The sequence below is a fragment of the Actinoplanes sp. NPDC051388 genome (assembly GCF_055586225.1).
Genome location: NZ_JBVJIP010000009.1, coordinates 182302 through 208944, shown reverse-complemented (window position 1 = coordinate 208944; position 26643 = coordinate 182302). Strand labels below are relative to the sequence as shown.

General features: G+C 70.4%; 26 protein-coding genes. 9 read left to right on the top strand and 17 right to left on the bottom strand.

Annotated elements, in window-relative coordinates:
- Window positions 1-298 precede the first annotated feature (298 nt).
- Both ACZ6TI_RS23740 and ACZ6TI_RS23735 read right to left on the bottom strand, forming a co-directional pair.
- The gene (locus ACZ6TI_RS23740; protein ID WP_465347312.1) at window positions 299-2263 is read right to left on the bottom strand and encodes a vWA domain-containing protein; all 1965 of its coding nucleotides are present in this window, start codon (window positions 2261-2263) and stop codon (window positions 299-301) included.
- A gap of 2 nt (window positions 2264-2265) precedes the next feature.
- Window positions 2266-3690, bottom strand: coding sequence for a sigma 54-interacting transcriptional regulator (locus tag ACZ6TI_RS23735; RefSeq protein WP_465347311.1), 1425 nt, complete (start codon window positions 3688-3690; stop codon window positions 2266-2268).
- Between the two features lie 118 nt (window positions 3691-3808).
- Here ACZ6TI_RS23735 and ACZ6TI_RS23730 point away from each other — a divergent pair, with 118 nt between their 5' ends.
- Entirely contained in the window at window positions 3809-4648 is an 840-nt protein-coding gene (locus ACZ6TI_RS23730; RefSeq protein WP_465347310.1) for a PhzF family phenazine biosynthesis protein, read from the top strand.
- Here ACZ6TI_RS23730 and ACZ6TI_RS23725 read toward each other — a convergent pair.
- Window positions 4638-4949 (bottom strand): hypothetical protein, encoded by a 312-nt coding sequence (locus ACZ6TI_RS23725; protein WP_465347457.1) that lies wholly within the window; start codon window positions 4947-4949, stop codon window positions 4638-4640. The genes ACZ6TI_RS23730 and ACZ6TI_RS23725 overlap by 11 nt on opposite strands.
- 146 nt (window positions 4950-5095) lie before the next feature.
- Between ACZ6TI_RS23725 and ACZ6TI_RS23720 the strand changes: the two genes are divergently transcribed.
- Window positions 5096-6730: an ABC-F family ATP-binding cassette domain-containing protein gene (locus ACZ6TI_RS23720; RefSeq protein WP_465347309.1), complete on the top strand. Its 1635-nt coding sequence runs from the start codon at window positions 5096-5098 to the stop codon at window positions 6728-6730.
- Here the strand turns inward: ACZ6TI_RS23720 and ACZ6TI_RS23715 are convergent.
- Window positions 6720-8321: a glycoside hydrolase family 10-like protein gene (locus ACZ6TI_RS23715; RefSeq protein WP_465347308.1), complete on the bottom strand. Its 1602-nt coding sequence runs from the start codon at window positions 8319-8321 to the stop codon at window positions 6720-6722. The genes ACZ6TI_RS23720 and ACZ6TI_RS23715 overlap by 11 nt on opposite strands.
- A gap of 63 nt (window positions 8322-8384) precedes the next feature.
- Between ACZ6TI_RS23715 and ACZ6TI_RS23710 the strand changes: the two genes are divergently transcribed.
- Window positions 8385-9266, top strand: coding sequence for an NAD(P)/FAD-dependent oxidoreductase (locus tag ACZ6TI_RS23710; RefSeq protein ID WP_465347456.1), 882 nt, complete (start codon window positions 8385-8387; stop codon window positions 9264-9266).
- On the opposite strand, the gene glgA is transcribed toward ACZ6TI_RS23710, so the two are convergent.
- Window positions 9248-10459: a glycogen synthase gene (glgA, locus tag ACZ6TI_RS23705; RefSeq protein ID WP_465347307.1), complete on the bottom strand. Its 1212-nt coding sequence runs from the start codon at window positions 10457-10459 to the stop codon at window positions 9248-9250. The genes ACZ6TI_RS23710 and glgA overlap by 19 nt on opposite strands.
- Before the next feature lie 59 nt (window positions 10460-10518).
- Between glgA and glgC the strand changes: the two genes are divergently transcribed.
- Complete coding sequence (glgC, locus tag ACZ6TI_RS23700; protein ID WP_465347306.1) at window positions 10519-11751, top strand: glucose-1-phosphate adenylyltransferase; 1233 nt, start codon at window positions 10519-10521, stop codon at window positions 11749-11751.
- Here glgC and ACZ6TI_RS23695 read toward each other — a convergent pair whose 3' ends face one another.
- From ACZ6TI_RS23695 to ACZ6TI_RS23675, 5 genes are all read right to left on the bottom strand, one after another.
- Window positions 11752-12735: an AraC family transcriptional regulator gene (locus tag ACZ6TI_RS23695; protein ID WP_465347305.1), complete on the bottom strand. Its 984-nt coding sequence runs from the start codon at window positions 12733-12735 to the stop codon at window positions 11752-11754.
- A 27-nt stretch (window positions 12736-12762) separates the two neighbouring features.
- Window positions 12763-13104 (bottom strand): phospholipase, encoded by a 342-nt coding sequence (locus ACZ6TI_RS23690; RefSeq protein WP_465347304.1) that lies wholly within the window; start codon window positions 13102-13104, stop codon window positions 12763-12765.
- A gap of 7 nt (window positions 13105-13111) precedes the next feature.
- Entirely contained in the window at window positions 13112-14521 is a 1410-nt protein-coding gene (locus tag ACZ6TI_RS23685) for a DUF4331 domain-containing protein (protein WP_465347303.1), read from the bottom strand.
- A gap of 44 nt (window positions 14522-14565) precedes the next feature.
- Window positions 14566-14847 (bottom strand): hypothetical protein, encoded by a 282-nt coding sequence (locus ACZ6TI_RS23680; protein WP_465347302.1) that lies wholly within the window; start codon window positions 14845-14847, stop codon window positions 14566-14568.
- A gap of 76 nt (window positions 14848-14923) precedes the next feature.
- Window positions 14924-15841, bottom strand: coding sequence for a lytic polysaccharide monooxygenase (locus ACZ6TI_RS23675; protein WP_465347301.1), 918 nt, complete (start codon window positions 15839-15841; stop codon window positions 14924-14926).
- 111 nt (window positions 15842-15952) lie between these two features.
- On the opposite strand from ACZ6TI_RS23675, the gene ACZ6TI_RS23670 reads away from it, so the two are divergent.
- Entirely contained in the window at window positions 15953-16321 is a 369-nt protein-coding gene (locus ACZ6TI_RS23670) for an FKBP-type peptidyl-prolyl cis-trans isomerase (RefSeq protein WP_465347300.1), read from the top strand.
- Window positions 16322-16447: 126 nt separating this feature from the next.
- On the opposite strand, the gene ACZ6TI_RS23665 is transcribed toward ACZ6TI_RS23670, so the two are convergent.
- The 6 genes from ACZ6TI_RS23665 to ACZ6TI_RS23640 form a co-directional block, all read right to left on the bottom strand.
- Complete coding sequence (locus ACZ6TI_RS23665) at window positions 16448-17314, bottom strand: hypothetical protein (RefSeq protein ID WP_465347299.1); 867 nt, start codon at window positions 17312-17314, stop codon at window positions 16448-16450.
- 38 nt (window positions 17315-17352) lie between these two features.
- Window positions 17353-18399 carry a zinc-dependent alcohol dehydrogenase family protein gene (locus tag ACZ6TI_RS23660; RefSeq protein ID WP_465347298.1) on the bottom strand — a complete coding sequence of 349 codons (1047 nt, stop codon included), beginning with the start codon at window positions 18397-18399 and terminating at the stop codon, window positions 17353-17355.
- A gap of 10 nt (window positions 18400-18409) precedes the next feature.
- Complete coding sequence (locus ACZ6TI_RS23655) at window positions 18410-19273, bottom strand: carbohydrate ABC transporter permease (protein ID WP_465347297.1); 864 nt, start codon at window positions 19271-19273, stop codon at window positions 18410-18412.
- A complete protein-coding gene (locus ACZ6TI_RS23650; protein ID WP_465347296.1) occupies window positions 19270-20226 on the bottom strand; it encodes a carbohydrate ABC transporter permease in 957 nt (318 codons plus the stop codon). Before ACZ6TI_RS23650 ends, ACZ6TI_RS23655 begins: the two co-directional genes overlap by 4 nt.
- Before the next feature lie 12 nt (window positions 20227-20238).
- Window positions 20239-21609 carry an ABC transporter substrate-binding protein gene (locus tag ACZ6TI_RS23645; RefSeq protein WP_465347295.1) on the bottom strand — a complete coding sequence of 457 codons (1371 nt, stop codon included), beginning with the start codon at window positions 21607-21609 and terminating at the stop codon, window positions 20239-20241.
- A gap of 149 nt (window positions 21610-21758) precedes the next feature.
- The gene (locus tag ACZ6TI_RS23640; RefSeq protein ID WP_465347294.1) at window positions 21759-21965 is read right to left on the bottom strand and encodes an RNA-binding S4 domain-containing protein; all 207 of its coding nucleotides are present in this window, start codon (window positions 21963-21965) and stop codon (window positions 21759-21761) included.
- Window positions 21966-22044: 79 nt separating this feature from the next.
- Here ACZ6TI_RS23640 and ACZ6TI_RS23635 point away from each other — a divergent pair, with 79 nt between their 5' ends.
- Window positions 22045-22872 carry a DUF1775 domain-containing protein gene (locus tag ACZ6TI_RS23635; protein WP_465347293.1) on the top strand — a complete coding sequence of 276 codons (828 nt, stop codon included), beginning with the start codon at window positions 22045-22047 and terminating at the stop codon, window positions 22870-22872.
- A gap of 200 nt (window positions 22873-23072) precedes the next feature.
- Here ACZ6TI_RS23635 and ACZ6TI_RS23630 read toward each other — a convergent pair whose 3' ends face one another.
- Window positions 23073-24014 (bottom strand): exopolyphosphatase, encoded by a 942-nt coding sequence (locus ACZ6TI_RS23630; RefSeq protein WP_465347292.1) that lies wholly within the window; start codon window positions 24012-24014, stop codon window positions 23073-23075.
- Window positions 24015-24172: 158 nt separating this feature from the next.
- On the opposite strand from ACZ6TI_RS23630, the gene zwf reads away from it, so the two are divergent.
- The 3 genes from zwf to ACZ6TI_RS23615 all read left to right on the top strand — a co-directional run bounded on the left by zwf (window position 24173) and on the right by ACZ6TI_RS23615 (window position 26637).
- Window positions 24173-25666, top strand: coding sequence for a glucose-6-phosphate dehydrogenase (gene zwf, locus ACZ6TI_RS23625; RefSeq protein WP_465347291.1), 1494 nt, complete (start codon window positions 24173-24175; stop codon window positions 25664-25666).
- Between the two features lie 61 nt (window positions 25667-25727).
- Window positions 25728-26015 (top strand): hypothetical protein, encoded by a 288-nt coding sequence (locus tag ACZ6TI_RS23620; protein ID WP_465347290.1) that lies wholly within the window; start codon window positions 25728-25730, stop codon window positions 26013-26015.
- Window positions 26016-26409: 394 nt separating this feature from the next.
- Window positions 26410-26637: a tetratricopeptide repeat protein gene (locus tag ACZ6TI_RS23615; RefSeq protein WP_465347455.1), complete on the top strand. Its 228-nt coding sequence runs from the start codon at window positions 26410-26412 to the stop codon at window positions 26635-26637.
- Window positions 26638-26643 lie beyond the last annotated feature (6 nt).

Below are 26643 nucleotides of genomic sequence, written 5' to 3'. Positions count from 1 at the left end.
AAGCTGAACCAGCCCCCGGCCCCGGGCCCCCGGCCGGGACGGCCGGACAAGTCCGGGCCGGTCACTCGCCGAGCCACTATAACCAGCCCACCCGCCGCCCGGCCCGAACCGGTGAGCCCGGACACGCCGCGTAAGCCATCCTAGGAAACCAGCCAACACCCTTCGGCGACCTCAGGCTTCCTACACCGACCGGGCTCCCCCGCGGCGTCCCGCTCCCCGCGATGTCCGGCTCCCCGCGGCCGACGGTCTGCCGCGGGCCGCCGACCGAAGGCCACCGGCATCCGCGGGGCCGCCGGCTTCAGCGGCGGCCCCGGCGCGACCGCACGTAGTCGTCGACGACATAGCGGCCGAGCTCCCCGAGGTCCGGGCTGAACACCCGGCCGCCGCTGCGCTGCGCGATCGCGTCCACGAACCGCCGCAGCCCCTCGTCCTCCCCCAGCATGAAGAGGTTCAGCGTCGCGCCGTAGCGGGTCAGCTGATCGACCTCGCGGATCGTCGCCTGGGTCGTCTCGGGCAGCGTCGGCCAGTAGAAGAACGCGTCGCCGTCTTCGTCGAGGTGCGCGGTCGGCTCGCCGTCGGTCACCACCAGCACCACCGGCTCGGAGCCCGGGTGCCGGCGCAGGTGCCGCCCGGCGAGCTTGAGCGCGTGCTGCAGGTTGGTGCCCTGCACCATGTCCGGTTCGATCGCCGCCAACTCGCCCTGGGACAGCGACATCGCATAACGCCCGAAGCCGATGATCTGCAGCGAGTCCTGCGGGAACTGCGTCGCCACCAGATGCGACAGCGCGAGCGCGGTCTGCTTCATCGGGCCCCAGCGGCCGTCCGCGAACATCGAATAGGACAGGTCGACGCAGAGCGCGACCACCGCGGAGGCGCGCCGCTCGGTCTCCGCGACCTCGAAGTCCTCCGGCTCCAGCCGCACGGGCAGGGTCGCCGTCGGTGCTCCCGATGCCCGGCGCCGCACCGCGTTGCCGATCGTGCGGACCACGTCGATCGGCTGTTCGTCGCCGAACATCCAGCGCCGCGACGACCCGGTCAGGTCGCCGGCCGCGCCCGCGTCGCGCAGGTCGTGCTCGCCGCGTTTGCGGCCGGACAGGTCGGAGAAGACCTGGGCCAGCGCGGTGCGCCCGAGCCGCCGCAGCGCCTTGGGCGAGAGCGTGAGCCCCTCGTCGTCGCGGGTCACCCAGCCCTGCCGGCGCAGCTCGCGCTCGAGCTCGCGCAGTCGCCGCACGTCGTCCGCGGCGGACCGGCCGAGCTGGCGCTCCACCGCGGCCACGTCGATGTCGTCCAGCGTGGCGCCCGGATGCTCCTGCCCGAGCTGCTGCAACAGGTCGTCCAGGTCGGCGAGCTCGTCCAGGGCGGCGGTCGCGTCCCCGTACCCCAGATCCTCCCCGCCGCGCATCCGCTCGCCGCGCCCCCAGTTGAGGCCGGGCCGCAGCGCGCGGAGGTTGTCGGTCAGCTCGCCGAGCTGACCGCGCAGCGGGCCGTCACCGAGCGCCTGGTCCATCAGCTGGGCCAGCTCCTCGCGCTGCTGCGGGCTGAGCGACCGCATCAGGCGCTCGGCCGCCGCCGCCCGGCGGGCCAGCGAGTCGATCAGCTCGTCCATGTTTCGCGGGTTCTCCGGGAAGAACTCGCCGTGCTTGTCCATGAACTGCTGGAACGCGTCCTCGGTGTCCTCGCCGCGGGCGTGCCGGCCGAGCAGGTCGTTGAGGTCGCCGAGCATCTCGGAGATGCGCGCCTCGGCCGCCGGGTCGTTGCCCTGCAGTGCCTGCTTCATGCCGGCGAACCGCTGCTCGACCACCTCGCGCCGCAGCCCGTCGAGGATCTGCTGATAGGTCTGCCGCGCCTCGTCACTCGCCCACTGGTATTCGGACAGCTCCTGCACGGCCTGGGCGGTCGACCGGGGCAGGTTGTCGAGGACCGCCTCCTGGAACCGGGCCTCCTCGTCGTCTCGCCCGCGCAACTCGTCGCGCTCGGCCGCGAGCGCCTGGTCGAGCAGCTGCTGCGCCCGGGTCACCGCGCCGTCGAGGTTGCCCCGGCGCAGCGCCTCCCGCCGCATCCGCCGTGCCCTCGCATAGAGGTCGTCCAGCCCCCGGCCCTCGCGCGGCCCCTGGCGGAGCAGGTCGCGCAGCGCGTCGCGCAGGCTCTCGCCGCCGAGCACCCGCTCGCCCACCTCGTCCACGGCGGCGCGCACGTCGTATGGCGGGGCGAGCGGGTCGGGACCGTCGCGCCACGCGCCGTAACGGAATCGATTGCCCGCCATGATCAGCTCCCGTAGAGGGTGCGGCCGTCGTCGGTCAGCTCCTTGGCCATCCGGCGGGTGAGGTGCAGCCCTTCGAGCACGAACTCGACCCCCGAGGCGGCCTCGCCCTTGCCGGGTGAATCGCCCAGTCCGAGCCGGTCGAGGACCTTGGCCAGGCCGGGCACCGTGCCGATCTGGGCCAGCAGCTCCTCGGCGGAGACCAGGTCGCCGGTCTCGATGATCGCGCCCTCGGACACCAGGTCGGTGAAGCCGGACAGGTCGAGGCCGGCCAGCCGGGCCCGGAACGTCTCGGCCGTGGCGACGCGCAGCAGGTGGGCCAGCACCTCGGTCTCCCGGCCCTCCTCGCCACTGTCGAACTCGACCTTGCCGCGCAGCGTGGACGTGACCGACACGGTGTCGCAGATGCGGGCGACCGCCTCGCGCTCGCCGCGCAGCCCGGAGCGGCGCAGCGCGGACGCGGCGACCGTCTCGGCGGCGGCGATCGCGAACCGGGCCGAGACCCCCGAGCGGGAGTCCACCGCCGGCGACTCACGGACGCCGCGGGCATAGCGCGCGAGCACCTCGATCAAGTGGTCGGGCACCGCCGCGGCCAGCGCCGCCTCCTGCCGGACCAGCGCGGTCTCCAGCTCGACCTCGAGCGGGTAGTGCGTGCGGATCTCGGCGCCGAAGCGGTCCTTCAGCGGCGTGATGATGCGGCCGCGGTTCGTGTAGTCCTCCGGGTTGGCGCTGGCCACCAGGAGCAGGTCGAGCGGCAGCCGCAACTGGTAGCCGCGCACCTGGATGTCGCGCTCCTCGAGCACGTTGAGCAGCGACACCTGGATGCGCTCGGCCAGGTCGGGCAGCTCGTTGACCGCGAAGATGCCGCGGTTGGTGCGCGGCACGAGGCCGAAGTGAATCGTGTCCGGGTCGCCCAGCGCCCGGCCCTCGGCCACCTTGATCGGGTCGACGTCGCCGATCAGGTCGCCGACGCTGGTGTCCGGGGTGGCGAGCTTTTCGCCATAACGCTCCGAGCGGTGCAGCCAGGCCACCGGCAGCAGGTCGCCCATCTCGGCGGCCTGCCGGCGGGACGCCGGAGTGAGCGGCAGATAGGGGTGCTCGCGCAGCTCGGAGCCCTCGATCATCGGGGTCCACTCGTCGAGCAGGTCGATCAGGCCGCGGAGCAGCCGGGTCTTGCCCTGGCCCCGCTCGCCGAGCAGGACCATGTCGTGGCCGGCGAGCAGCGCCCGCTCGACCTCGGGGAGCACGGTGTCGTCATAGCCGACGATGCCGGGAAAGCGGGGCGCGCCGGAGCGCAGCCGGTCGAGCAGGTTCTCGCGCAGCTCTTCCTTGACCGTCTTGAATTCGTGGCCGGCGGAGCGCAGCTCGCCGAGGGTGCGCGGAAGATCGGAGGGTGTTTCCGGGGTGATCGTGGTGTGCGGGTCTGTCACGTGATCGAAGCTACCCCCGCTTTGTGACGGGCAACGACTTGTCCACAGGCCGGAGGTTTTCCACAGGCCGGAGATTGGCCCTTTCGGGCTCGGGCGCCGGCACGGCAGGCTCTGCGGCATGGCGGAGATTCAGAGATGGGCGGCCTTCACGGCAGACCCGGCGGGCGGCAACCCGGCCGGGGTGGTCCTCGACGGCGCCGGGCTCGGCGACGCGGAGATGCTCGCGATCGCGGCCGACGTGGGTTATTCGGAGACCGCGTTCATCACCGAGGACCGCGGTGGCGGCGAGGTCCGGGTGCGTTATTTCAGCCCGCTCGCCGAGGTGCCGTTCTGCGGTCACGCGACGGTGGCGACCGCGGTGGCGCTGGGCCCGGGGCTGCACCGGTTCGTGACCAACGCCGGCGAGGTGCCGGTGACCGTCGACGACCGGGGGCGGGCCACCCTGGTCAGCGTCCCGACCAGCACCGCCGACCTGTCCGCGGAGGACCTGATCGCGTTGCTGGCGGCGCTGCGCTGGGAGGAGAAGGAGCTGGACCCCGACCTGCCGCCGCGGGTGGCCTACGGCGGAGCCCGTCATCCGGTGATCGCGGCGGGCACGCGCGAGCGGCTGGCGGAGCTGGATTACGACGTGCCCGCGCTGACCGAGCTGATGACCGCCCGCGACTGGACCACGATCCAGCTGGTGTGGCGCGAGTCGGCGGACACGTTCCACGTGCGCGACCCGTTCCCGGTGGGCGGGGTCTATGAGGATCCGGCCACCGGGGCGGCGGCCGCGGCGCTGGGCGGCTACCTGCGCGAACGCGGTGTCGAGGGTGTGCTGCACCTGCACCAGGGTGACGACCTGGGCCGCCCGGGCCGCCTGACGGTGACCCTGGTCCCCGGCGAGCCCGGCACCCAGGTCAGCGGAGAGGCGGTCCCGATCGAGCGTGGAGCCGGCCTGAGCTTTGTCAGGCCCTGATCGGGGGTGGAGTCAGCCGGGTGGTGAGGTCGTCGAGGCAGCCCGCGAGTTCGGCGGCGTCGGTCATTTCGTAGACGGTGGTGGCGACGTCTCCGGTCGCGATGTCGCCGACGATCAGCTCGGCCTCGCCGCTGGTCCAGACGATCAGCTGGGCCAGGTGGTGGACGGTGGTGCAGTCGACCCAGGCGGACGACTTGCCGCGGACGGGGCTGCGATGCAGCTGCCATTCGACCCCGGCTTCCCGCCACCCGGTGGCTCTGACGGCCACCGCGGCGGCGAAATCGTCGAGGTCCAGGTCCATCACGCTGGTGATGGTAGGACGGGAACGCGCGGTGAGGTGCCCGGGGAGAGCGGCGAGGCGCCCGGGAATGGCGGGTGAGGTGCCCGGGAAGGCGGTGAGGTGCCCCGGGGAAAGCGGTTGAGACCCCGGTTAGGCTTTTCAGCGCGATGAGCGCCACGATGATCGCCCGTAATCTCGCCGCTGGGCACGGCGACCGTCCTCTCTTCAGCGGCCTCGACCTGGTGGTCTCCCCGGGTGCCGTGATCGGCCTGGTCGGTGCCAACGGCGCCGGCAAGACCACCCTGCTGCGCACGCTCGCCGGGGTGATCCCGATCGAGGCGGGCACGGTCTCGCTGAGCCCGCCGACCGCGACGGTGGGCTACCTGCCGCAGGAGCGCGACCGGCGCGAGGGCGAGACGGTCCGCGACTTCCTCGGCCGCCGCACCGGCGTCGGCCCGGCGCAGCGGACCATGGACGTGGCCGCCGAGCGCCTGGCCGCGGGCGAGGCCGGAGCCGACGACGCCTATGCGACGGCGCTGGAGCGGTGGCTCGACCTGGGCGGCGCCGACCTCGAGGAGCGCGCCGAGCAGGTGGCCGCCGACCTGGGTCTCGCGGTCGACCTGGACCATCCGATGACCGCGCTCTCCGGCGGCCAGGCGGCCCGCGCCGGGATGGCGTCGTTGCTGCTCAGCCGCTACGACGTGTTCCTGCTGGACGAACCGACCAACGACCTCGACCTGGACGGCCTGCGCCGGCTGGAGGAGTTCGTCTCGGGCCTGCGGGCCGGCGTGGTGCTGGTCAGCCACGACCGGGAGTTCCTCACCCGCACGGTCACCGAGGTGCTCGAGCTCGACCTGGCGCAGCAGCGGGTGACCCTGTTCGGCGGTGGCTACGGGTCATATCTGGAGGAGCGCGAGCGGGCCCGGCGGCACGCCCGCGAAAACTACGAGGAGTTCTCCGACAAGCGCGAGGACCTGCTGGAACGCGCCCGCATGCAGCGCGCCTGGATGGAGAAGGGCGTGCGCAACGCCCGGCGCAAGGCCACCGACGGCGACAAGCACGTCAAGCACCACCGCGGCGAGACCAGCGAGAAGCAGGCCGCCAAGGCTCGCCAGACCGAGAAGCTGATCGAGCGGCTGGACGTGGTCGAGGAGCCGCGCAAGGAGTGGGAGCTGCGGATGGAGATCGCCGCCGCGCCCCGGGCCGGCGCGGTGGTGGCGACGCTGCGGGACGCGGTGGTGCGCCGCGGCGCCTTCACGCTCGGGCCGGTGACGCTGCAGATCGACTGGGCCGACCGGGTGGCGATCACCGGGGCGAACGGCTCGGGCAAAACCACGCTGCTGGGCGCGCTGCTCGGCCGGGTGCCGCTGGACGAGGGCACCGCGAGACTCGGGCCGGGCGTGGTGGTCGGCGAGGTGGATCAGGCGCGCGGGCTGTTCCTCGGCGACGAGCCGCTGATGCGGGCGTTCGGGGCGGCGGTGCCGGAGTTCGCCGACGCCGAGGTGCGCACGCTGCTGGCGAAGTTCGGGCTGCGCGCCGATCACGTGCGGCGGGCGGCCGGCACCCTGTCGCCGGGCGAACGCACCCGGGCCGCGCTCGCGCTGCTGCAGGCCCGCGGGGTCAACCTGCTGGTCCTCGACGAGCCGACCAACCACCTCGACCTGCCCGCGATCGAGCAGCTGGAGCAGGCCCTGTCGAGCTACCCGGGCACGCTGCTGCTGGTCACCCACGACCGGCGGATGCTCGGCGCGGTGCACACCGCCCGCCACCTGGAGGTGGTGGACGGCAAGGTCACGGGTTGACGGTGAGCGGCGGGCCGACGGCGCCCTCGTTGCCGCTGCGGTCCAGCCCGCTCAGGCAGTAGGTGCCCGGACCGGGCGCGACCACCTTCGTGCCGGCGCTGCCGGTCGCCAGCAGCGGCGCGGCGGCGCCGTCCACGCGATAGAGCGCCCAGGACGCCGGTTTCGACTCCCCCGGCTGCCAGTCGATGGTCACGCCGTTGCCGGCGGCGCGCGCCGCGACCAGCAGCGGCGCGGACGGCGGGTCGGCGGGCAACTGGCGCATCGGCGGCAGCAGCGCGGGACCGGCGTAGTGCGTCTTGCGGTAGCGGGTCACCGCGCCCAGCCGGTCGGCCCGGATCTGCTTGGCGCTGAAGTGCACGCTGCCGAGCACCGCGTACTTGTCGTTGAGCTGCAGCTGTTTCTCGATCTGGGCCGGGTCCCGCCACGGGCCCTTCTCGCCGACGCGGTAGTCGCCCTGCCCGATGTAGAGCTGCACGTCGGTGCCCTTGACCAGCTTCGCCCACCAGGGCAGCACCTTGACGTAGTCGGCCTTGTCGAAGCCGATCGCCCAGTACAGCTGCGGCACGATGTAGTCGAGCCAGCCCTCGCGGACCCAGGTGCGGGTGTCGGCATAGATGGCGTCGAAGCTCTCCAGCCCCTTCGAGTCGGAGCCGGCCGGGTCGGTGCGCGCGTTCCGCCAGATGCCGAACGGGCTGATCCCGAACTTGACCCACGGCTTGAGTTGCTTGATCCGCTGGTCCATCTCGCGCACCAGGGTGTTCACGTTGTCCCGCCGCCAGGCCGCGCGGCTCTGCCCCGGCTTCGCATATTTCTGGTACGACGCCGAGTCCGGGAAGTCCTCGCCCTCCTCGGGATAGGGGTAGAAGAAGTCGTCGAAGTGCACACCGTCCACGTCGTACTTCTGGACCGCCTCCAGCATCGAGTCCTCGACGAACCTGCGCGCCTCGGGGATGCCCGGATCGAAGTACAGGCGGGCCTTCTCGCCCTTCGGGTAGGAGATCGACCAGTCGCGGTGCTTGATCAGCGGGTGGTTCGGCGCAAGCTTCTTGAAGTCGGCGCCGGGTCCGTTCGGCCCGGGCTGGGTCCCCCGGTACGGGTTGAACCAGGCGTGGAACTCCAGATTTCGCGCATGCGCCTCGTCGACCATGAACTTCATCGGGTCCCAGCCGGGTGATTTCCCGTCCCGGCGCCCGGTCAGCCACTCGGACCAGGGCGCATAGGCGGACTGCCAGAACGCGTCCCCGCTCGGCCGCACGTGCACGAAGATCGCGTTGTGGTTCTGGGTCCGGGCCAGCTCGAGCCAGTCCAGATATTCCTTCTTCACCTGCGCCTCGGGCAGGCCCGGCCGCGACGGCCAGTCGATGTTGTTGACCGTGGTCAGCCACATGCCCCGCAGCTCGTGCGGCGCCCGCACCGGCACCGCGCCGCACCGGCCGGGTGTGCCACCGATCGGGCCGGCCGCCGCGGGGGCGACCGGCGCCACCGCCGGCGGGTCGTAGGTGGCCGCCCGGATCAGGCCGAAACCGATCGCGGCCACCGCGATCACCGCGACGACGACGATCGCGACGATGCGAACGGGAGGACGGCGCATGGCACCAGTGTGCCCTGCTGAGCTGAACGGCTCCGCGGCGCCCGTAGAGTCCACCGGGTGACCGTGATCGTGGTGGGTGCCGGCATCGCGGGCCTGGCCTGCGCCCGTGAGCTGCTGGATGCCGGCGTTCCGGCGCGAGTGCTGGAGCGGGGCCGGGTGGTCGGCGGCCGGCTGGCGAGCAAGCGCTTCGACGACCGGTACGCGGACATCGGCGCCGCGTACATCACCGCCGACGACCCGGCCTTCCAGGGCCGCCTGGACGGCTGGCGGGTGGCCGGGCTGGCGCACCCGTGGACGGACACCTTCGCCGTGCTCGAGGAGGGCCGCCGCGACCAGGCGACCGGCCCGATGCGCTGGGCGGCGCCGGGCGGGCTGCGCAGCCTGGCCGAGGACCTGGCCGCCGAGCTGGACGTGACGCTGGAGCACGAGGTCAGCACGCTGCCCGAGGCGGACGCGGTGGTGCTGGCGATGCCCGGACCGCAGGCCGCGCGGATCGCCGCTGTGGGCGTACCGCAGGAATGGTCTCCGGTGTTGACGGCCGTCCTCACCTATCCGGACCGGGCGTGGGCGGACTTCCACGGCATGTTCGTCAACGGTCACCCGACGATCGCCACGGTCTGTGACGACGGCGACCGGCGTGGCGACCGGGCGCCGGTGCTGGTGGCGCACTCGACCGGCGAGTTCGCGCGGCCGCGGCTGGACGGTCCGGCGGCCGCCGCGGCCGACCTCGAGCGGGCCGTCCGCGAGCTGCTGGACCTGCCGAAGGCCGGGTCGACGCGAGTGCACCGCTGGACCTTCGCCACGCCCGAAAAACAGGACGGGCCTTTCCACCGGCAGGGCAACGTCTATCTGGCGGGCGACGCCTTCGGGAAACCCCGCGTGCAGACCGCCTGGCTGTCCGGCCGGGCGGTCGCGAGGGAGATCATTCAGAGCACGGAGCGGTAGACCGAGAGCGTGTCCTGAGCGATCGTCGACCAGGAGAACTTTTCCACCGCGCGGCGCCGCCCGGCCAGGCCCATCTCCCGGGCCCGCGCCGGATCGGTGACCAGCTCGGTCATCGCCGCGGCCAGGTCGGATACGAACTTGTCCGGGTTGACCGGGGTGCCGGTGCCGTCGCCGACCTGCTCGATCGGCACGAGCAAGCCGGTCTCGCCGTCCGCCACCACCTCGGGGATGCCGCCGGTCGCGGTCGCCACCACGGCCGTCTCGCAGGCCATCGCCTCGAGGTTGACGATGCCCATCGGCTCGTAGATCGACGGGCAGACGAACACCGTGCCGTGCGTGAGCACCTGCACCACCTCGTGCTTGGGCAGCATCTCCTGCACCCAGATCACGCTGTCCGCGTCGCGGGCGTTGCGCAGCTGGATGGACAGGCCCTCGACCTCGGCGGCGATCTCCTTGGTGTCCGGCGCGCCGGCCAGCAGCACGATCTGCACCTCGGGCGGCAGGTCGTGGCAGGCCCGCATCAGGTAGGGCAGGCCCTTCTGGCGGGTGATCCGGCCGACGAACACCACGCTGGGCCGGTTCAGGTCGATGCCCAGCCGCTCGATCACGTCGGTGCCGCGGTCGGGCTGGTATTGCGTGGTGTCGATCCCGTTGTAGACGACCTTGATCTTCGACTCGTCCACGCTCGGATAGGCCGTCAGCACGTCGCGTTTCATGCCGCCGGACACGGCGATGACCGCGTCGGCGTTCTCGATCGCCACCCGCTCGCAGAACGACGACAGCGCATAGCCCCCGCCGAGTTGCTCCGCCTTCCACGGGCGCAGCGGCTCCAGGCTGTGCGTGGTGACCACGTGCGGCACGCCGTGCAGCAGCTTTGCGGTGTGGCCGGCGAAGTTCGCGTACCACGTGTGCGAGTGCACGATGTCGGTGCCCGCGCACCCGGAGGCCATCGCCAGGTCGACTCCCATCACCCGCAGCGCCGCGTTGGCGTCCGCGAGCTCGGCCGGCTCGGGGTAGGCCGTGACGCCCGGCTCGGAGCGTGGCGCGCCGAAACAGTGCACCCGGACGTCGGCGAGCGGATGCAGGTCGCGGGCCAGATATTCCAGGTGAACGCCCGCGCCGCCGTAGACCTCCGGTGGATACTCACGGGTGAGCAGGTCGACACGGAGAGATTTCGAACCGGGTTCGTTCACGTCTCTGAACTTAGCCCTTTCGGCTGGCGTTCGCGCAGCGAGAAAGTTAGCGTCCTTTCATGGCTGTCAAGGTGCTCGCGATCGTTCTGGCCGGTGGCGAAGGCAAGCGCCTGATGCCCCTCACCGCCGACCGGGCCAAGCCCGGTGTCCCGTTCGGCGGCATCTACCGCATGATCGACTTCGTGCTCTCGAACCTCGCCAACGGCGGGTTCCTGAAGATCGTCGTGCTGACGCAGTACAAGTCCCACTCGCTCGACCGGCACATCACCAAGACCTGGCGGATGTCGACGCTGCTCGGCAACTACGTGACGCCGGTGCCCGCGCAGCAGCGCCTGGGCCCGCGCTGGTTCGCCGGCTCGGCCGACGCCATCTACCAGAGCCTCAACCTGATCAACGACGAGAATCCGGACTACGTCATCGTCTTCGGCGCGGACCACATCTACCGGATGGACCCGAAGCAGATGCTGGACCAGCACATCGCCTCGGGGGCGGCGGTCACGGTGGCCGGCATCCGCCAGCCCAAGACGATGTCCGACCAGTTCGGCGTGATCGACGTGGCCGAGGACGGCCGCAAGATCAAGGCGTTCCGCGAGAAGCCCAAGGAGGTCGACGGGCTGCCGGACGCGCCGGACGAGATCTATGCGTCGATGGGCAACTACATCTTCAGCACCCGGGCGCTCTGCGAGGCGGTCACCCGCGACGCGCAGGACCCGGACAGCAAGCACGACATGGGCGGCAACATCATCCCGATGCTGGTGGCCAGGGGCGAGGCGAACGTCTACGACTTCCGCGACAACGCGGTCCCGGGCAGCACCGAGCGCGACCGCGGCTACTGGCGCGACGTGGGCACGCTCGACTCGTTCTACGAGGCCCACATGGACCTGATCGCCACGCTGCCGGTGTTCAACCTCTACAACATGGAGTGGCCGATCTTCACGAACTACGGCTCCTGGCCGCCGGCCAAGTTCGTGCACGGGTACGACGACCGTCAGGGCCGCGCCGTCGAGTCGATGATCTCCCCCGGCGTGGTGGTCTCCGGCGCCCTGGTCGAGCGGTCGGTGATCTCCCCCAACGTGCGGGTCAACTCGTGGGCGCACGTCGAGGGCTCGGTGCTGATGGAGGGCGTCCAGGTGGGCCGCCGCGCAGTGATCAAGAACGCCATCCTGGACAAGAACGTGATCGTGCCCGAGGGCGCCCAGATCGGCGTCGACCTCGATCGCGACCGCAAGTTCTACACGGTGTCCGACAACGGCGTGGTGGTCATCGGCAAGGGCCAGCAGGTGGAGCTCTAGCTAGCGTCGATCGCGCAGGGTCTGCGAGGGCGAGACCCCGAAACGCGACCGGTACGCGCCCGCGAACCGCCCGAGGTGGGTGAATCCCCACCGGGCGGCCACCTCGCTGACGCTCACCTGCCACGGATCCGCGCGGGTCAGCTCGTGGTGCACCCCGTCCAGCCGCAGCCGGCGCAGATAGGTCAGCGGCGACATGCCCAGGTGCTGCTTGAACGACTCCTGCAGCACCCGCACCCCGACCCCGGCAATCCCGGCCAGCTCGGCGGCGGTGAACTGGTGCCCGGGCTCGGCGTGCATCGCGTCGAGGGTGCGTTTCACGGTGCGCGGGCGGCGCGCCGCCGGCTCGTTCGAATAGGGGTGCTCGACCGTCAGCGCCAGCCCGCTGATCAGCAGGTCCTGCCAGATCCGGGCCATGTGCGGGTGGTCGATCAGGCTTTCCTTGCCGCGCATCTCCTCGAGCATCAGCCGCACCAGCGCGGCCCAGCTGCGCCCGGCGCCACTGCCGGTGGGGAAGCTCGCGCCCAGCGGCATCGGGGACGCCACCTGCCGGTCCAGGGCGGCGTCCACCTCGCGCTCCAGCACCGCCCGGTCCACCTTGACGCTGAGCAGCCGGCAGTCCCCCGACCAGGTCAGTTCGACCTCGCCGACCGGCTGCAGCACCACCGCGCAGGACGGATCGGCGGCCACCACGTGCCCGAGCTGGCGGGACTGCACCGCGCCGGTGAGCGGGGCGAGCACGTGATAGGCGGTCTCCAGATCGTTGGCGGTGACGTAGACGTCCCTGCCGTACCGGACCTCGCCGACGGTCAGCGGACCCAGGCGGATGCCGTCCGCAACGAAATCGAGCGTCCGGTCCGCCCCGAGCGGGCGGACCCGGACGCTCTCGTAGAACAAGCGGCGGCAGAACCGACCGGCCTCTTCCAGGTCGGTGGTCCGTAACGACGTGCGTAAGGGCACGCCGGCATCGTCGTCAGAGGACGCCATCAGCCGACTGTAGTACCGGTGTGACGCTCAGGCAGCCACCGCGATGGGCCATTCATATTCGGTCACCGCGCCCCCGGACACCTCGACCTCGTCGAGCACCGTCACCGGGTCCCGCCAGACCGAGTACCGGCCGGCCGGCAGGCTCTCGATGACCACGCTCCACCGCACCCCGCCGCGCACATAGCGGGCCCGGACCGCGGCGTGCGTGCGGATCGTCGGGTCGTCGACCGGGCTGACCTCGATCTCGTGCCCGTGCAGGCTGCCCGGCGTGTGGATGATCATGGCGCCGATGTCGCCGCCGATGTTCAGCACGACGGTGCCCTGGCCGCTTGGGGCCATTGTGTGGTGGTGGTGCACGCCCACGGTCATTATTGGGCTACTCCTTCTTCGGAGGCGTCGGGTTGTTGAACCCGTCGAACGGCGTCGGCAGATAGGGGAACTTGTCCAGCAGGTCGGCGCTGACGTCCTTGATGCTCAGCCCCTGCTCCACCAGGGCGGCCGCCTCGTCCGGCTCGAACTCGGCGTTGACCAGCGGCACGGTGACCCCGGCGATGGCGCGCAGCGAGATCGAGACCACGTCGTCGGCGATCCGGCGCCCGTTCGGGAAGCCGGCCAGGTCCGCGCCGAGCAACCCGAAGGGATTCTCCTTCTTGGACGGCGGGATCGCGGTGTTCAGCCGCAGCATGTCCGCCTGGACCTCGCCGGTGTTGTTCTGGAAGTCCTCGATCAGACCGTCCGGGATGCCGGTGAGCAGGATCGCCAGCAGGTCCGCGCGGGGCTCGCCGGCCTTGTTCAGCTCGGCCAGCTTGTCGAACACTCCGGGGTAGAGCACCGGCAGCAGCCCGCCCAGCTCCGGGGTGGCGACGAACTCGGCGAACCGCTTGTCCTCGCTCGGCGGCAGGCTGTTGAACAGGTCCTTCTGCGCCATCGGCACGATGACCTCGTTGAACAGCGGGTTGCCGAGGCGGGAGACCTGGGTCTGCGGGCCCACGTACACGTCGTCGTGGTCCTTGCCGCCCTGGCGCACCTGCACCTGCCGGCGGCTGGCCGAGGTCCACACGCCGATCACGGCGCCGGCGTCGCGCCCGCGCACCTTCTTCTTGCCGTCCTTGCGGACCATGTGCAGCGGGACCTGCAGCGCGATCGAGTGCACATTGGTCTTGTCGGTCGCGTTCACCGCCTTGCCGGCATAGTTGAACAGCTTCTGCCCGACCAGGTGCGCGTTCTGGAAGGGGCGCAGCGTGCCGAGGTCGAAGATCGAGCCGAGGTCCACGAAGAACGCGTCGGCGCGCTGGCCGGCGAACACCTTCTCGCCGGACTTGAGCTTGTGCACCGCGTCCTCGGCCAGGCCCTCGTAGTCGGCGATGGACAGAGTGCCGACGTTGCAGGGCGGGCACGGCAGCTTCTCGGCCAGCACAGTGTGCTTGCCGTGTGCGTCCACTTTGGTCACCGAGAAGAACTGCCGCCGGTTCCAGTTCTCACTGTCCAGCGACTCGATCGGGCCGGTGTTGTAGAGGAAGGTCTTGTCGTTGCGCAGCTCGGTGCGGAACCGGAACTGGTACGTGAGGTCCGGCCGGGCGTCACCGTTGGAGTCGATGTGGATCTCATAGAGCACGTCGTCGCCGAACTCGAAGAAGTTCGGTCCGCTGGCGGGCAACTGCAGCGGGACGTAATTGGCGATCAGCGTCACGGTGTCCGGGTCGTCGGGGCTGACGAACGCGTACAGGTCGGAGCTGTCCGCCACCGGATCCTTGCTGATCTCCGGCGCTTCACGATGGGAAGACACGTTGGGGGGTCCTTTGGGGGGAGAAGGGGAAAGGGGCCGCGGGCTCAGCCGCGCTTGGCGACCTTGAGCAGCTGCGCGGCCAGCTTGCGGTCGGTCAGGGTGAGCCGCGATCCGCCGGAGAACACGTCGAACGTGCCCTTCTTCGCGTCACGCAGGGAGATCACCAGAGGCTGACCGTCGCCGTCGCTGCCCTCTTTCTCACCGGCGATGCTCAGCCCGGCTACACCGGCAACTGAGGCGCCGACCCCCACGGTGGCGGCGACGGTGAGAACCCGGCGGCGGGACAGGCGGGTGCCGGTCCGGCTGCCGTACTGTGCACGACTCATGCTCGGCCTTTCGGTTGGGAAGGGGCGTGGCCTACGTCGTCGACGCCCATCAGTACGAAGCCCGAAGCGTTGTGGTTCAACGGTTCTGCGGTCGCCTGGGAATTTGCTGAGTACGCCGTCCGCGACGTAGCCGGAGGACCCCGAGGGTGCCCGTTACCGCCGCCAGCACCAGCAGGGCGCCGACCATGATGTGCCGTCCCAGGTCAGCGTCCTGCTCGGCGGTTTGCGGAGCCGCGACCGGCGCGGCATTGATCGTCTTCTCGGCAGCCGGTTCCTCGGCGGCCGGCGACGGCTCGGCCTTCTTCGTCGCGGCCGGCTTCGCCTTCTTGGTCGGCGCCGCCGCGGCCTTCCGCACGGCCGGCGCGGCGATGACCAGATCCGAGCACGAGTAGTAGGTGTCCGGCGTCGAGGAGTTCTCCCAGACCACGAAGAGCACGTGCCGCCCGCTGCGGTCGTTGGGCAACTTCGCGGTCATCCGATAGGCGCCGTCCCGCAGCGGCGGATCCTTGTCCACCAGGATCGCCTTGTCGGCCAGATCGTCCCAGCGCAGCTTCTTCCCGGGGTCGTAGCCCTGGGTGGTCAGATAGAGCCGGAACGTGCCCTGATGCGGGATCGTCGTCGCATACCGCACGGCGAGCGTCTCCCCCGCGTCCACTTTCGTGGCCGGCCAGTCGTCCCGGGCGACGTTCAGCCCGTCGTAGGCGTCCAGCCCGCCGCTGCACAGCTCGCCGTCCGGGATCAGCTCGCGGTCCCGGCCGTTGACGTTCGGCACGCGCAGGTTGTCGAAGCTGCCAAAGGGTCCGCCGTTCGCCTTCCGCGCCGCCTTGCAGGCAGCGGAGTCGGCGTCCGCGCCGCCCGCCTTGCAGGCGGCGGTCCGGCTGATCGGCTGGGTGGTGGCGCCGTGTGCGGAGGCGGGCAGGGCGGGCGCGAGCGCGGCCAGGGCGGTGAGGCCGGTGGCTGCCGCGAGCGCGCCGATGCGGGTGACGACGGACATGCCCGGGGGTACGCACGCAGCACGCCGGTCGTTCACCGGCCCGGGTGGTAATGCCGGAAATCCTGGGCGGCTGTGATTGCATGGCTTGCGTAATCGACAACAGGAGGACGCATGGACAAGCCCGACGTCGGCCCGATCACCGGTGAGCCGCCCGCCGAGCTCGTGATCGAGGACATCACCGTGGGTGACGGCGACGAGGCCAAGGACGGCCGGTACGTCAGCGTGCACTACGTGGGTGTCGCACACTCGTCCGGCAAGGAGTTCGACGCTTCCTACAACCGCGGCGAGCCGTTCCAGTTCCCGCTCGGCGGTGGCCAGGTCATCGCCGGCTGGGACAAGGGCGTGGCCGGCATGCGCGTCGGCGGCCGCCGCAAGCTGACCGTCCCGCCGGACCTGGGCTACGGCTCGCGCGGTGCGGGCGGCGTGATCAAGCCGGGCGAGACCCTCATCTTCGTGGTGGACCTGCTCGGCGTGCAGTGATCGGACGGCAGGCCGGCCGGGCCGGGGCGGGAGTGATCCGTCCCGGCCCGTCGCCGTTTCCGGACTCGTCACCCTGCGTGCTCCGGGGCAGTACCTCGTCCGGGTCGAACGGATCCCCGATCGGCATCATCGCGCCCTCTTCAGGTCGGCACAGCCGGTTTCGTCCGGCAGCAGCGGTCGGAACGTCACGGTCCACTGTTTGCCGCCGGAGGTCCAGGGCGTGTTCTGGCTCGCCCTGGCGGCGACGTCGAGGAGCTTGACCGCCTCGGCGCCCTCCGCGGTGACGCAGCCGATCGGCACGTTCGGGTTGAGATTGTCCCCCGGCAGGGCCGGCCCGGGCCAGGCCGCCGCGGGCGGCTGCGAGGGCAGTCCGTCGTCCGGCGCCGAATAGGGCTGGGCCAGCGCCGCCACCCGCTCCGGCCGATAGGCGGTGGACTGCGCGCCGCCGCCGAGCGCCCGCAGCCCCTCGGCGAACTTCACCAGCTTGGCCCGCGCTTCACGCTGGGCCGGGGTCAGCCGCGGGTCGTCCGGCGTCGCCTCACCCAGGGCGGCCACGCTGGCGCTGTACATCTGACCGTCGACGTAGGCGTCGATCCGGGTGTTCGGCGCGTCCGCCACGCTGGGCTGCCCGAAGTCGGCGTTGCCGCTCACCCCGGCCGAGCGGGCCTGCTGGACCAGGTCGAGCACCTTGGCCTCGTCGACCCGGGTGACCTGCAGATTGGGCAGGGCCGGGCCGGGATAGATGGCGATCTGCGGCCCCTCGGTGATGACCCGGCCGTCCCGGTAGACGCTGATCTCCGGGAGCCGGCCGACGATCCGGTCCGGCGGCACGAAGCCGCCCTCCTGACTCAGTCGCAACGCCAGTTCGCCTCCGCCGGGCCCGGCTGCGGCGGGCATCGGAGAGTTCACGTCGGGATCGTCGGCGGTGCGGGCACAGGCGGAGACGATCATCAGGGCGGCGAAGGACACCCACAGACTGCGGCGAACGGTCATGACCGGTACGACGATCGTGACCATGGCGGGGTTCCGGGTCAGTCGAAAACAATCGCGACTTTTCCGGACGTCCCGGCGTCCGCCAGCTGGTATGCCGCACCCGCCTCGGCCAGCGAGAAGCGATCGGTGACGGTGACGTCCGGGCGCAGCTGCCAGCGCACCAGATTTTGCAGCAGCTCGGACATGTTGCGCAGCGAGGTGACCCAGGAGCCGTGCAGGGTGATCTGCCGGTGGATCAGCTCCTGCGACACGTCCAGGGTGACCTCGCCGCCCTCCCCCACGAACGCGCACCGCCCCCACGTGCGGGTGCTGCGCAGCGCGAGCAGGCGGGCCGGGGCGCTGCCCGAGCAGTCCACGGTCGCCTCGCAGCCCTGGCCGCCGGTGAGCTCGGCGATCCGGCCGGCCGCGTCCGCGTCCGCCATCACGGCGTGGTCGACCAGGCCCAGGCGCCCGGCGATGGCCAGCCGCTCGGGCGAGATGTCGGTGCCGATGATCGGGCCCGCGCCGAGTGCCCGGCCCAGCATGCCGGCCGCCAGTCCGACCGGTCCCAGGCCGGTGACCAGCAGCGTGTCCCGCCCGGAGACGGCCAGCCGGAGCAGCGCCTGATAAGCGGTGCCGAACCCGCAGGACACCAGCGCGCCGTCCAGGAACGACAGCTCGTCCGGCAGCGGCAGGCAGGTGCGCTCCTCGGCCAGCAGGTATTCCGCGTGGCCGCCGTCGCGCTGCCAGCCGTACGCGGCGCGGTGCGGCGAGGTGCAGCCGATCAGGTATCCGCCGCGGCACTCGTCGCAGACGCCGCAGCCGGAGATGTGGTAGACCGCGACCCGGTCCCCCACCCGCAGGCGTTTGCAGTCCGGGCCGACGGCGACCACCTGGCCGGCCGGCTCGTGCCCGGCCACCACGTTCTGATAGGCCTCCGGCCCGTGCCCGAGGTGTTCCCGGTAGATCGCCCGGATGTCGCTGCCACAGATCGACGACGCCTTCATAGCCAGCAGCACCTGCCCGGACCCCGGCTCCGGCACCTCCTTCGCGATGTGCTCGACGGTGCTGTTTCCGGGCAGGCGAACGCCGTTCATGCTGGTCATGAGGTGGATCTTATTTCACCGAACCGAGGGAGAGGCCCTGGACGAGCTTGTCCTGGGCGGCGAACCCGGCCACCAGCACCGGCAGCGAGACCACGAACGCGGCCGCGCACAGTTGCGCCAGGAACAGGCCCTGGCTCGTCACGAAGCTGGTCAGGAAGACCGGCGCGGTCTCCGCCACGGTGGCGGTCAGCACCCGGGCGAAGAGCAGCTCGTTCCAGCTGAAGATGAAGCAGATCAGCGCGGTCGCGGCGATGCCGGGCATGACCACGGGCGCGATCACCGAGCGCATCGTCTTGACCAGGTTGGCGCCGTCCATCTGCGCCGCCTCGAGCATCTCCACCGGCACCTCGGAGAGGAACGAGCGCATCATCCACACCGCGATCGGCAGGTTCATCGAGGTGTAGAAGACGATCAGCAGCCAGATGTTGTCCAGCAGGCCGGTGTTCTGCGCGAACAGATACAGCGGCAGCAGGCCGGCCACGACCGGCAGCATCTTGGTGGACAGGAAGAAGAACAGCGTGTCGGTCCACTTCTTGACCGGCTTGATGGACAGCGCGTAGGCCGCCGGGATGGAGAGGATCAGCACCAGCGCGGTGGACAGGACGCTGGCGGTCAGCGAGTTGAGCAGCGGCGGCCACGGGCTCGCGCCGCCGGTGAAGAACTCCCGGTAGCCCTCCAGTGTGATCGGCACGAACACGGCGGGCGGGTTGGTCGCGGCGTCGGCCTCGCTGTGGAACGAGGTCAGCACCATCCACACCACCGGCAGCACGAACAGGATGCCGACCACCCAGGCGAGCAGGCTCAGCCACGCCCCGCCGCGGTCCTTCTTCTTGGGTACGGCGTCCGCCGGCGCCGTCGTCGCAACTGTGCTCATCGGCCCGAGTCCTCCTTGAACAGCGACGAGACGGTCCGCAGCGCGAACGTCGCGATGATGATCGTGCCGATCACGACGACCACCGCGGCGGCCGAGGCGCGCCCGTAGTCGTGGGCGTTGTAGAAGATCGTGTAGATCGTGTACGGCAGGTTCGCCGTGCCGAGCCCGCCGGAGGTGATCGTGAAGACGGCGTCGAAGTTCTGCACGATGTAGATCGAGCCGAGCAGCGCACCCAGCTCCAGGTATTGCCGCAGGTGCGGGAGGGTCATGCTGCGGAAGATCTGCCAGCTGCTGGCGCCGTCGATGCGGGCCGCCTCGATCACGTCCAGCGGCCGCCCCTGCAGACCGGCCAGCAGGATCAGCATCATGAACGGGGTCCACTGCCAGACCAGCGCGAAGATCACCGACCAGAGCGGCATGTTGCTGATCCAGTCGGGCTGCGGCGGGTCCGCGCCGAAGATCCCCCAGATCCAGGTGAGCGCGCCGTTGAACAGGCCGTACTCCGGGTTGTAGAGCGCGTGCTTCCAGAGCAGCGCGGCGGCCACCGGCACCACCAGGAACGGCGCGATGATCATGGTCCGCACCGCGCCCCGGCCGCGGAACTTACGGTCCAGCAGCAGCGCGATGCCCAGCCCGAGCAGCAGGCTGACCAGCACCACGCCCACGGTCAGCAGGATCGTGGTCCACACCGCGTCGCGCATGTTCACGTCGGTGAAGACCCGGGCGAAGTTGTCGAACCCGGCGAAGCCCCGCTCCTCCGGGTAGTACGCGTTCCAGTCCATGAACGAGATGACCAGCGTGGCGACGAACGGCAGCTGGGTCACGACGATCATGAAGATCAGGGCGGGCAGCAGCGGCGCGCGGCGGGCCCAGGCGGACGCGCGGCGGGCGGCGCCCTGGGGTCGGGGGGATTCGGCGGCGCCGACCTCGGTCTTCTCGGCCACGGATGTCATGTCCGGCCCCTCTCAGCCTTGCTCGCGCGACTTGTAGCGTTCCGCGACGTCCTCGGCGAGGCGTTGACCGCGATCCAGAGCCTCGTCGACGCTCATCTGGCCGGCGATCGCCGAGCTGACGTACTGGGAGACCTGGGTGCCCAGGTCGGTGAACTCGGGGATGTCGACGAACTGGATGCCGATCGCGGGCCGCGGCTGCACGCCCGGGTTGCGCGGGTCGGCGCTGGAGATGGCCGCCTCGGTGGGCTCGGCGAACGCGGACGCGACCTTCAGATAGTCCTGGTTCTCATAGGTCGAGGCGCGCTTGCCGGCCGGCACGCTGGACCAGCCGACCTGCTGGCCGACCAGTTCCTCGTATTCCTTGCTGGACGCCCAGGAGATGAACTTCCAGGCGTTGTCCTTCTTCTCGCTGGCCTGCTGGATGCTCCACGACCAGGCGTACAGCCAGCCGGCACTCTTGGTCTGCATCACCGGCGCGGCGACGTAGCCCATCTTGCCCTTGACCGGGGAGTCGTCGGCCTCCAGCGAGCCGGCCGCGCTGGTCGCGTCGTACCACATCGCGGCGTTGCCCTGGACCAGGTTGTTCAGGCACTCGGTGAAGCCGGCCTGGGGTGCGCCGACCTCGCCGTGCTCGCGCACCAGGTTGACGTAGAACTCGGTGGCGGCCTTGAACTCGGGGGCGTTCACCCGCGGGGTCCAGTCCTCGTCGAACCAGGTGCCGCCGAACGTGTTGACCACCGTGGTGAGCGGGGCGAACACCTGGCCCCAGCCGGGCTGCCCGCGCAGGCAGATGCCGGCCATCCCGGGTTGCTTGCCGTCCACCTGCGCCGCGATGTCCGCGACCTGGGTCCAGGTCGGCGCGGCCGGCATCTGGATGCCCTGCGCGTCCAGCACGTCCTTGCGGTACATCAGGAACGAGGACTCGCCGTAGAACGGCTCGCCGTAGACCTTGCCGTCGTCCGCGGTCAGCGACTGGGTCATCGGCGGCAGGATGTCGGCCTGGTTGAAGGCGGTGTCCGCGGCGATGTAGTCGTCCAGCGGCGCGATCCACTTCGACTTGGCGTAGATCGGGATCTCGAAGTTGGACAGCGAGGCCACGTCGTACTGCCCGGCCTGGCTGGAGAACTCCTGGCTGATCTTGTCGCGGACGTCGTTCTCCGGCAGCACGGTGAAGTTCACCTGGATGCCGGTCTCGCGGGTGAAGTTGTCCGTGGTCAGCCGCTGCAGGTCGATCATCTGCGGGTTGTTGACCATCAGCACGTCGATGCTGTTCGGGTTGTCCGATCCGCCCCCGCCGCCACCCCACCCGGCGCAGCCGGAGGTGACGATCAGGATCAGGGTGGTGGCCGCGGCGAGAACCGCGCGGACGCGTGCACGAGACATGAAGCCTCCCCAGCGTGGCGGACATCATCGTCACCGGCCGTTGAGGACTCGGTAACACACCGGTCATCAGTACATGCCTGTGATCCAGAGCGTGTCAACGGTCTGCGTCAATGGATGTCTAAATGATCCATTGACGTTCTTCGACGCGTTCAGACCACCCGCGCGGTCCGGCCGCGGACGTCCACCACGTCGCCCCGATGCAGCTGACGGCCGCGGCGCACATCGACCTCGCCGTTGACGAGCACGTCCCCGGAGGTGATCAGGATCTTGCCCTCGCCGCCGGTGTCCACCAGGTCGGCGAGCTTGACGAACTGTCCGAGCCTGATCATGTCTCCGTCGATTGCCACGTCGCGCATGACAGCCATCCTCCCGTACCGGAAAAAAGAAATGCGAACGGCGTTGAACCTTCCGCGACCGAGATCCGAACTACCCCTCGTGAGCCGAAACCTCATCACCACCCGCCGAGCGGGCGTGCTGGCCGCCACCACCGTGGCAGGCGTTCTCACCATGGCCTGCCCGGCCCTGGCGGACGTCAAGGTCGACCCGCCGAGCGCGCCCCAGGGCAGCGGGCAGAACGTCCACTTCACCGTCACCAACACCGGGCAGAGCGCGATCACCAAGGTGAAGCTCGTGATCCCGCCGCAGAACGCGATCGCCGAGGTCTATCCGCTGTCGGTGGACGACTGGGCGCCGCAGATCACCCCGCTGAAGCTGGCCACCCCACTGACCAGCATCCACAACGGCACGCCGGTGACCGAGACGGCGGGCGCGATCACCTGGATCGCGATGCCGGGCAAGGCACTGCCCCCGGGCCGGGCGGCCGATCTGGCCGTGGCGCTCGGGCCGCTGCCACTGACCAGTTCGATCACGTTCGGCATGGAGGCGACGTACGCGTCCGGCACCGGACCGGCACTGCCCTCGGCGACGCTGACGCTGACCCCGGCCGAGGCGGGCGCGGCCACCGGCCACCACGGCGGCGGGACCGGCGCCACCGGCACGGACACCGGCGCCGAGGACGCGGCCATGCTCGCCGCGCTGGCCGAGCAGACCGATGACGGGCCGGGATTCTGGTCCATCGCCGGGTGGGTGCTCGCCGGGCTGGCGCTCGTCGCGGCCGCGTACCTGATGATCCGCCGGCGGCCCGTCGAGGCCGAGGCCTCCGACGAGGCCGCGGAATCCTCAGATGCGGAGACCGACGAAGACAAGGAACCGGTCGCCGCGGGCGCGCCGCGGGTGACGTCCTGGAGTTATCGGGACAACTGAAGCTCCCCGCACAGGTGGGTGCGGGTGTGTCGTGCAATGCGCGTGGGGCGCGGGACACGACCGGCGGGTGGGGCCCAGGGCAAGGCCCACGACTCGCAGCCCTCGGGGCGGGAAGGTTCGGCTTCCCGCCCCGAGGCATGTCTTCCCGAGCTGAGCTTCGTCAGGTGGGCTTCCGCAGGTGGCTTCCTCAGGGGGCTTTCTCAGCTGACGGACACGTTTCGCAGGGTCTGCAGGGCGGTGATGATCTCGCGCTCGACCCGGCCCGATTCCTCGTGGCTGACCTGGCAGGTGCCGGCCGCCACGTGCCCGCCGCCGCCGTAGCGCAGCATCACCTCGCCGATGTCCACCGGCGAGGTGCGGTCGAGGATCGACTTGCCGCAGGCGAATACGGTGTTGAGCTTCTGCCGCCCCCAGATGATGTGCACCGACACCCGGGCCTCGGGGAACAGCGCGTAGATCATGAACCGGTTGCCGGCGTGGATGGTCTCCTCGTCGCGCAGGTCGACCACCACCACATCGCCTTCGACGTGGCTGATCCGGTGCAGCTGCTCGACGAACATCGCCGAGCAGTCCCGGTAGAGGTCGGCGCGCTCGGCCACATCCGGCAGCGCCAGGATGTCCTGCACGTCCTGGTGGTGGATGCAGGCGTCGATCAGCAGCATCATCAGCTGGTAGTTGGAGATCCGGAACTCGCGGAAGCGGCCCAGCCCGGTGCGGCTGTCCATCAGGAAGTTGAGCAGGGTCCAGCCCTCGGGACGCAGGATGTCGTCCAGCGAGTAGTCCGCCGAGTCGGCCTGGTCCACCGCCCGCATCAGGTCGTCGGAGATCTCCGGGAACCGCTCCCGGCCACCGAAGTGGGTGTAGATGACCCGCGCGGCGGATGGCGCGTCGGCGTCGATGACGTGGTTCGCCAGCCCGGCCTTGTTACGCAGCGTCTCCGAGTGGTGGTGGTCGAACACGAGGTGAGCGCGTGGGTCGAACGGCAGGTTCGTGAGGATGTCACGGTCGGTTATATCGACGTTCCCATCCTGGACGTCCTTGGGGTGCACGAAGGTGATGTCGTCGATCATGTCCAGGACGCGCAGCAGCACGGCGCAGACGAGGCCGTCGAAGTCGCTGCGGGTGACCAACCGGTACTTCACGTGATGCTCCCTATGCTTCCCTCGGCGTTACACCCCAATATGCCACTTTTGCGGCTATGGGCCTGGTCGCATTCCAAGGACGGGCCTGAACCGTGCAGGTCGATCGCTGCGTAAGGTTCAGTCAGACGCTTCAACCGGCCGGAGGACGATCAACAGCCATGGACACCGCCCCTCAGCTCACGCAGGAGCGCAGCGCCCCACCCGCCACTCTGGTGATCTTCGGAGCCTCCGGTGACCTGACCCGGCGCAAGCTGCTGCCGGCCGTCGAGAGCCTCGCCCGCCACAACCGCCTGCCCGGTGAGTTCGCCCTGGTCGGCGTGGCCCGCACGCCGATGACCGACGAGGAGTTCGGCAAGAGCGCGCTCGGTGGCAAGAGCCTGGCCGACAAGACGCAGCTGCTGGGCGGCATCCGCTATGTGTCGGGTGGTTACGACAACCCGGAGACCTACAAACGGCTCGGCGAGGTGCTCGACGAGCTCGACGCGACCCGGGGCACGGCCGGCAACCGGATCTTCTATCTGTCGACGCCCGCCGAGGCCTTCGAGCCGGTGATCAACGGGCTGGCGCTGGCCGGACTCAACCAAGCCAAGGAGGGGTCCTTCGCGCGGCTGGTGATCGAGAAGCCGTACGGGAAGAATCTGGCCACCGCCCATGAGCTGGACGGCATCGTGCACGCCGCGTTCGACGAGCACCAGGTGTTCAGAATTGATCACTACCTGGGCAAGGACACCGTGCAGAACGTGCTGGCGCTGCGCTTCGCCAACGCGATCTTCCAGCCCATCTGGAACCGCTCCTGGGTCGACCACGTGCAGATCACCGTGGCCGAGACGCTGGGCGTCGGCACCCGCGGCGGCTTCTACGAGCACGCCGGCGCGATGCGCGACATCGTGCAGAACCACGTGCTGCAGGTGCTCGCGCTGGCCCTGATGGAGCCGCCCGCGTCGTTCGACGCCGAGGGCCTGCGCAACGAGAAGGTGAAGCTGCTCCAGGCGATCCGGCTGCCCAGCAACCGGGACATCGCCGAGCTGGCGGTGCGCGGCCAATACACCCGCGGCGGCACCCGCGAGGACCTGATGGCGGGCTACCGCGACGAGACCGGCGTCGACCCGCTCTCGCGCACCGAGACCTATGCCGCGATGCGGCTGAACGTGGACAACTGGCGCTGGGCCGGAGTGCCGTTCTATGTGCGCACCGGCAAGCGGCTGCCCGCCCGCCTGACCGAGGTCGCGCTGCAGTTCCAGCGGCCGCCGCACCTGCCGATCCCGACGACACAGCTGACCGATCTCGAGGCGGACGCGCTGATCCTGCGGATCCAGCCCAATGAAGGCATCTCGCTGCGCTTCGGCGCCAAGGTGCCCGGTCACTCCTTCCGGGTGCGCACGGCGAGCATGGATTTCTCGTACGACAAGACGTTCCGCGAGGAGTCTCCGGAGGCGTACGAGCGTCTGCTTCTGGACGCGCTGCTGGGCGACCCGACGCTGTTCATCCGCACCGACGAGGTCGAGCAGTGCTGGCGCATCGTCGACCCGATCATCGAGCACTGGGGCAACGACCAGTCCCCGATCCCGACGTACGAGGCGGCGTCGTGGGGCCCGACGGACGCCGACCGCCTGATCGGCCGAAGCGGCCGCAAGTGGCGCAACGAGGTCTGACACCGGTGGGACTCCGGTTGCGCCGGCGGTCGATGATGCCGTGATGCGCAAGCAACGCTGGGTGATCATCGCGCTGGGAGTGGTGGTGGCCGCCGGGCTGGCGGTGGCGGCGTGGCTGTTCGGGTTGCAGGGCGTCGAAGTCGCGAGCTGGCTGGCCGGTGTGGCGGGCCTGGTGGTCGCTGTCGCGGCGATTCTGCTGTCGCGCCCGGCGGCCGGGCCGCCGCCGGCTTCCCCGCCGGCGTCATCCGCTGGGGTGACTGCCTTGGGCACGCGGTCGCTCGCGATCGGCGGTGACAACAGCGGAATCATCTCGACCGGCGACAACGCGGCAGACACCCAGCAGAAGTGACCCCGCCGCCTTGGCGTCATAAGCCGACGTCTCCTTCCGATCCGGTCCCGGTCGCACCCGACACCGAGTCGGCGACCGTCCAGATCGGTCACGACAACGCGGGCATCATCTCCATCGGCGCGGACGCGACCTGCAGCAGCGGATCGCCAACGCCACAGTGGTGCCGGCCGCGACCGGACGGGCCGGGTGCTGGTCACCAGCCGCCGAGCGACCGGATGGCCCGGCCAGATCCGGCCGCTGCGGCTGGACGTGCTCGACCCACCCGCGGCCGTGACCCTGCTGACCGGGTTGGCCGCGCGCGGCGTCCTGGCCTGGTATGCCCCCGAGGCAATCCCGCGCGCCCTGGTCCACGCCCTCGAGGACGACGAACCGGCGATCCGGCGCGCAGTAGGAGCTGAATTTCACCAATCGCTGCCGCGTCCTCGGCGACGACCATCCGCACACCCTGGTCTCGGCCAACAACCTCGCCAGCGTCTATCAGTCGGCCGGCGAGCTGGACCAGGCAATCCGGCTGTTCGACCAAGCCCTCTCCGACTGCCGCGAAGTCTTGGGCGAGGATCACCCAACCACCCGATTGGTTGAGCGCAACCGGGAGGCGGCCGTCACGCAAAGGGAAAACTAACGGCCG

What these genes read in the sequence shown, in the direction of transcription:
- ACZ6TI_RS23655 (WP_465347297.1), bottom strand. Translation starts at nt 19,273, where the DNA reads ATGAGCACAGTTGCGACGACGGCGCCGGCGGACGCCGTACCCAAGAAG.
- ACZ6TI_RS23645 (WP_465347295.1), bottom strand. Translation starts at nt 21,609, where the DNA reads ATGTCTCGTGCACGCGTCCGCGCGGTTCTCGCCGCGGCCACCACCCTG.
- ACZ6TI_RS23690 (WP_465347304.1), bottom strand. Translation starts at nt 13,104, where the DNA reads ATGACCGTGGGCGTGCACCACCACCACACAATGGCCCCAAGCGGCCAG.
- ACZ6TI_RS23665 (WP_465347299.1), bottom strand. Translation starts at nt 17,314, where the DNA reads ATGACCGTTCGCCGCAGTCTGTGGGTGTCCTTCGCCGCCCTGATGATC.
- ACZ6TI_RS23640 (WP_465347294.1), bottom strand. Translation starts at nt 21,965, where the DNA reads ATGCGCGACGTGGCAATCGACGGAGACATGATCAGGCTCGGACAGTTC.
- ACZ6TI_RS23695 (WP_465347305.1), bottom strand. Translation starts at nt 12,735, where the DNA reads ATGGCGTCCTCTGACGACGATGCCGGCGTGCCCTTACGCACGTCGTTA.
- glgC (WP_465347306.1), top strand. Translation starts at nt 10,519, where the DNA reads ATGGCTGTCAAGGTGCTCGCGATCGTTCTGGCCGGTGGCGAAGGCAAG.
- ACZ6TI_RS23720 (WP_465347309.1), top strand. Translation starts at nt 5,096, where the DNA reads ATGAGCGCCACGATGATCGCCCGTAATCTCGCCGCTGGGCACGGCGAC.
- zwf (WP_465347291.1), top strand. Translation starts at nt 24,173, where the DNA reads ATGGACACCGCCCCTCAGCTCACGCAGGAGCGCAGCGCCCCACCCGCC.
- ACZ6TI_RS23650 (WP_465347296.1), bottom strand. Translation starts at nt 20,226, where the DNA reads ATGACATCCGTGGCCGAGAAGACCGAGGTCGGCGCCGCCGAATCCCCC.
- ACZ6TI_RS23730 (WP_465347310.1), top strand. Translation starts at nt 3,809, where the DNA reads ATGGCGGAGATTCAGAGATGGGCGGCCTTCACGGCAGACCCGGCGGGC.
- ACZ6TI_RS23670 (WP_465347300.1), top strand. Translation starts at nt 15,953, where the DNA reads ATGGACAAGCCCGACGTCGGCCCGATCACCGGTGAGCCGCCCGCCGAG.
- ACZ6TI_RS23725 (WP_465347457.1), bottom strand. Translation starts at nt 4,949, where the DNA reads ATGGACCTGGACCTCGACGATTTCGCCGCCGCGGTGGCCGTCAGAGCC.
- ACZ6TI_RS23675 (WP_465347301.1), bottom strand. Translation starts at nt 15,841, where the DNA reads ATGTCCGTCGTCACCCGCATCGGCGCGCTCGCGGCAGCCACCGGCCTC.
- ACZ6TI_RS23740 (WP_465347312.1), bottom strand. Translation starts at nt 2,263, where the DNA reads ATGGCGGGCAATCGATTCCGTTACGGCGCGTGGCGCGACGGTCCCGAC.
- ACZ6TI_RS23680 (WP_465347302.1), bottom strand. Translation starts at nt 14,847, where the DNA reads ATGAGTCGTGCACAGTACGGCAGCCGGACCGGCACCCGCCTGTCCCGC.
- ACZ6TI_RS23660 (WP_465347298.1), bottom strand. Translation starts at nt 18,399, where the DNA reads ATGACCAGCATGAACGGCGTTCGCCTGCCCGGAAACAGCACCGTCGAG.
- ACZ6TI_RS23715 (WP_465347308.1), bottom strand. Translation starts at nt 8,321, where the DNA reads ATGCGCCGTCCTCCCGTTCGCATCGTCGCGATCGTCGTCGTCGCGGTG.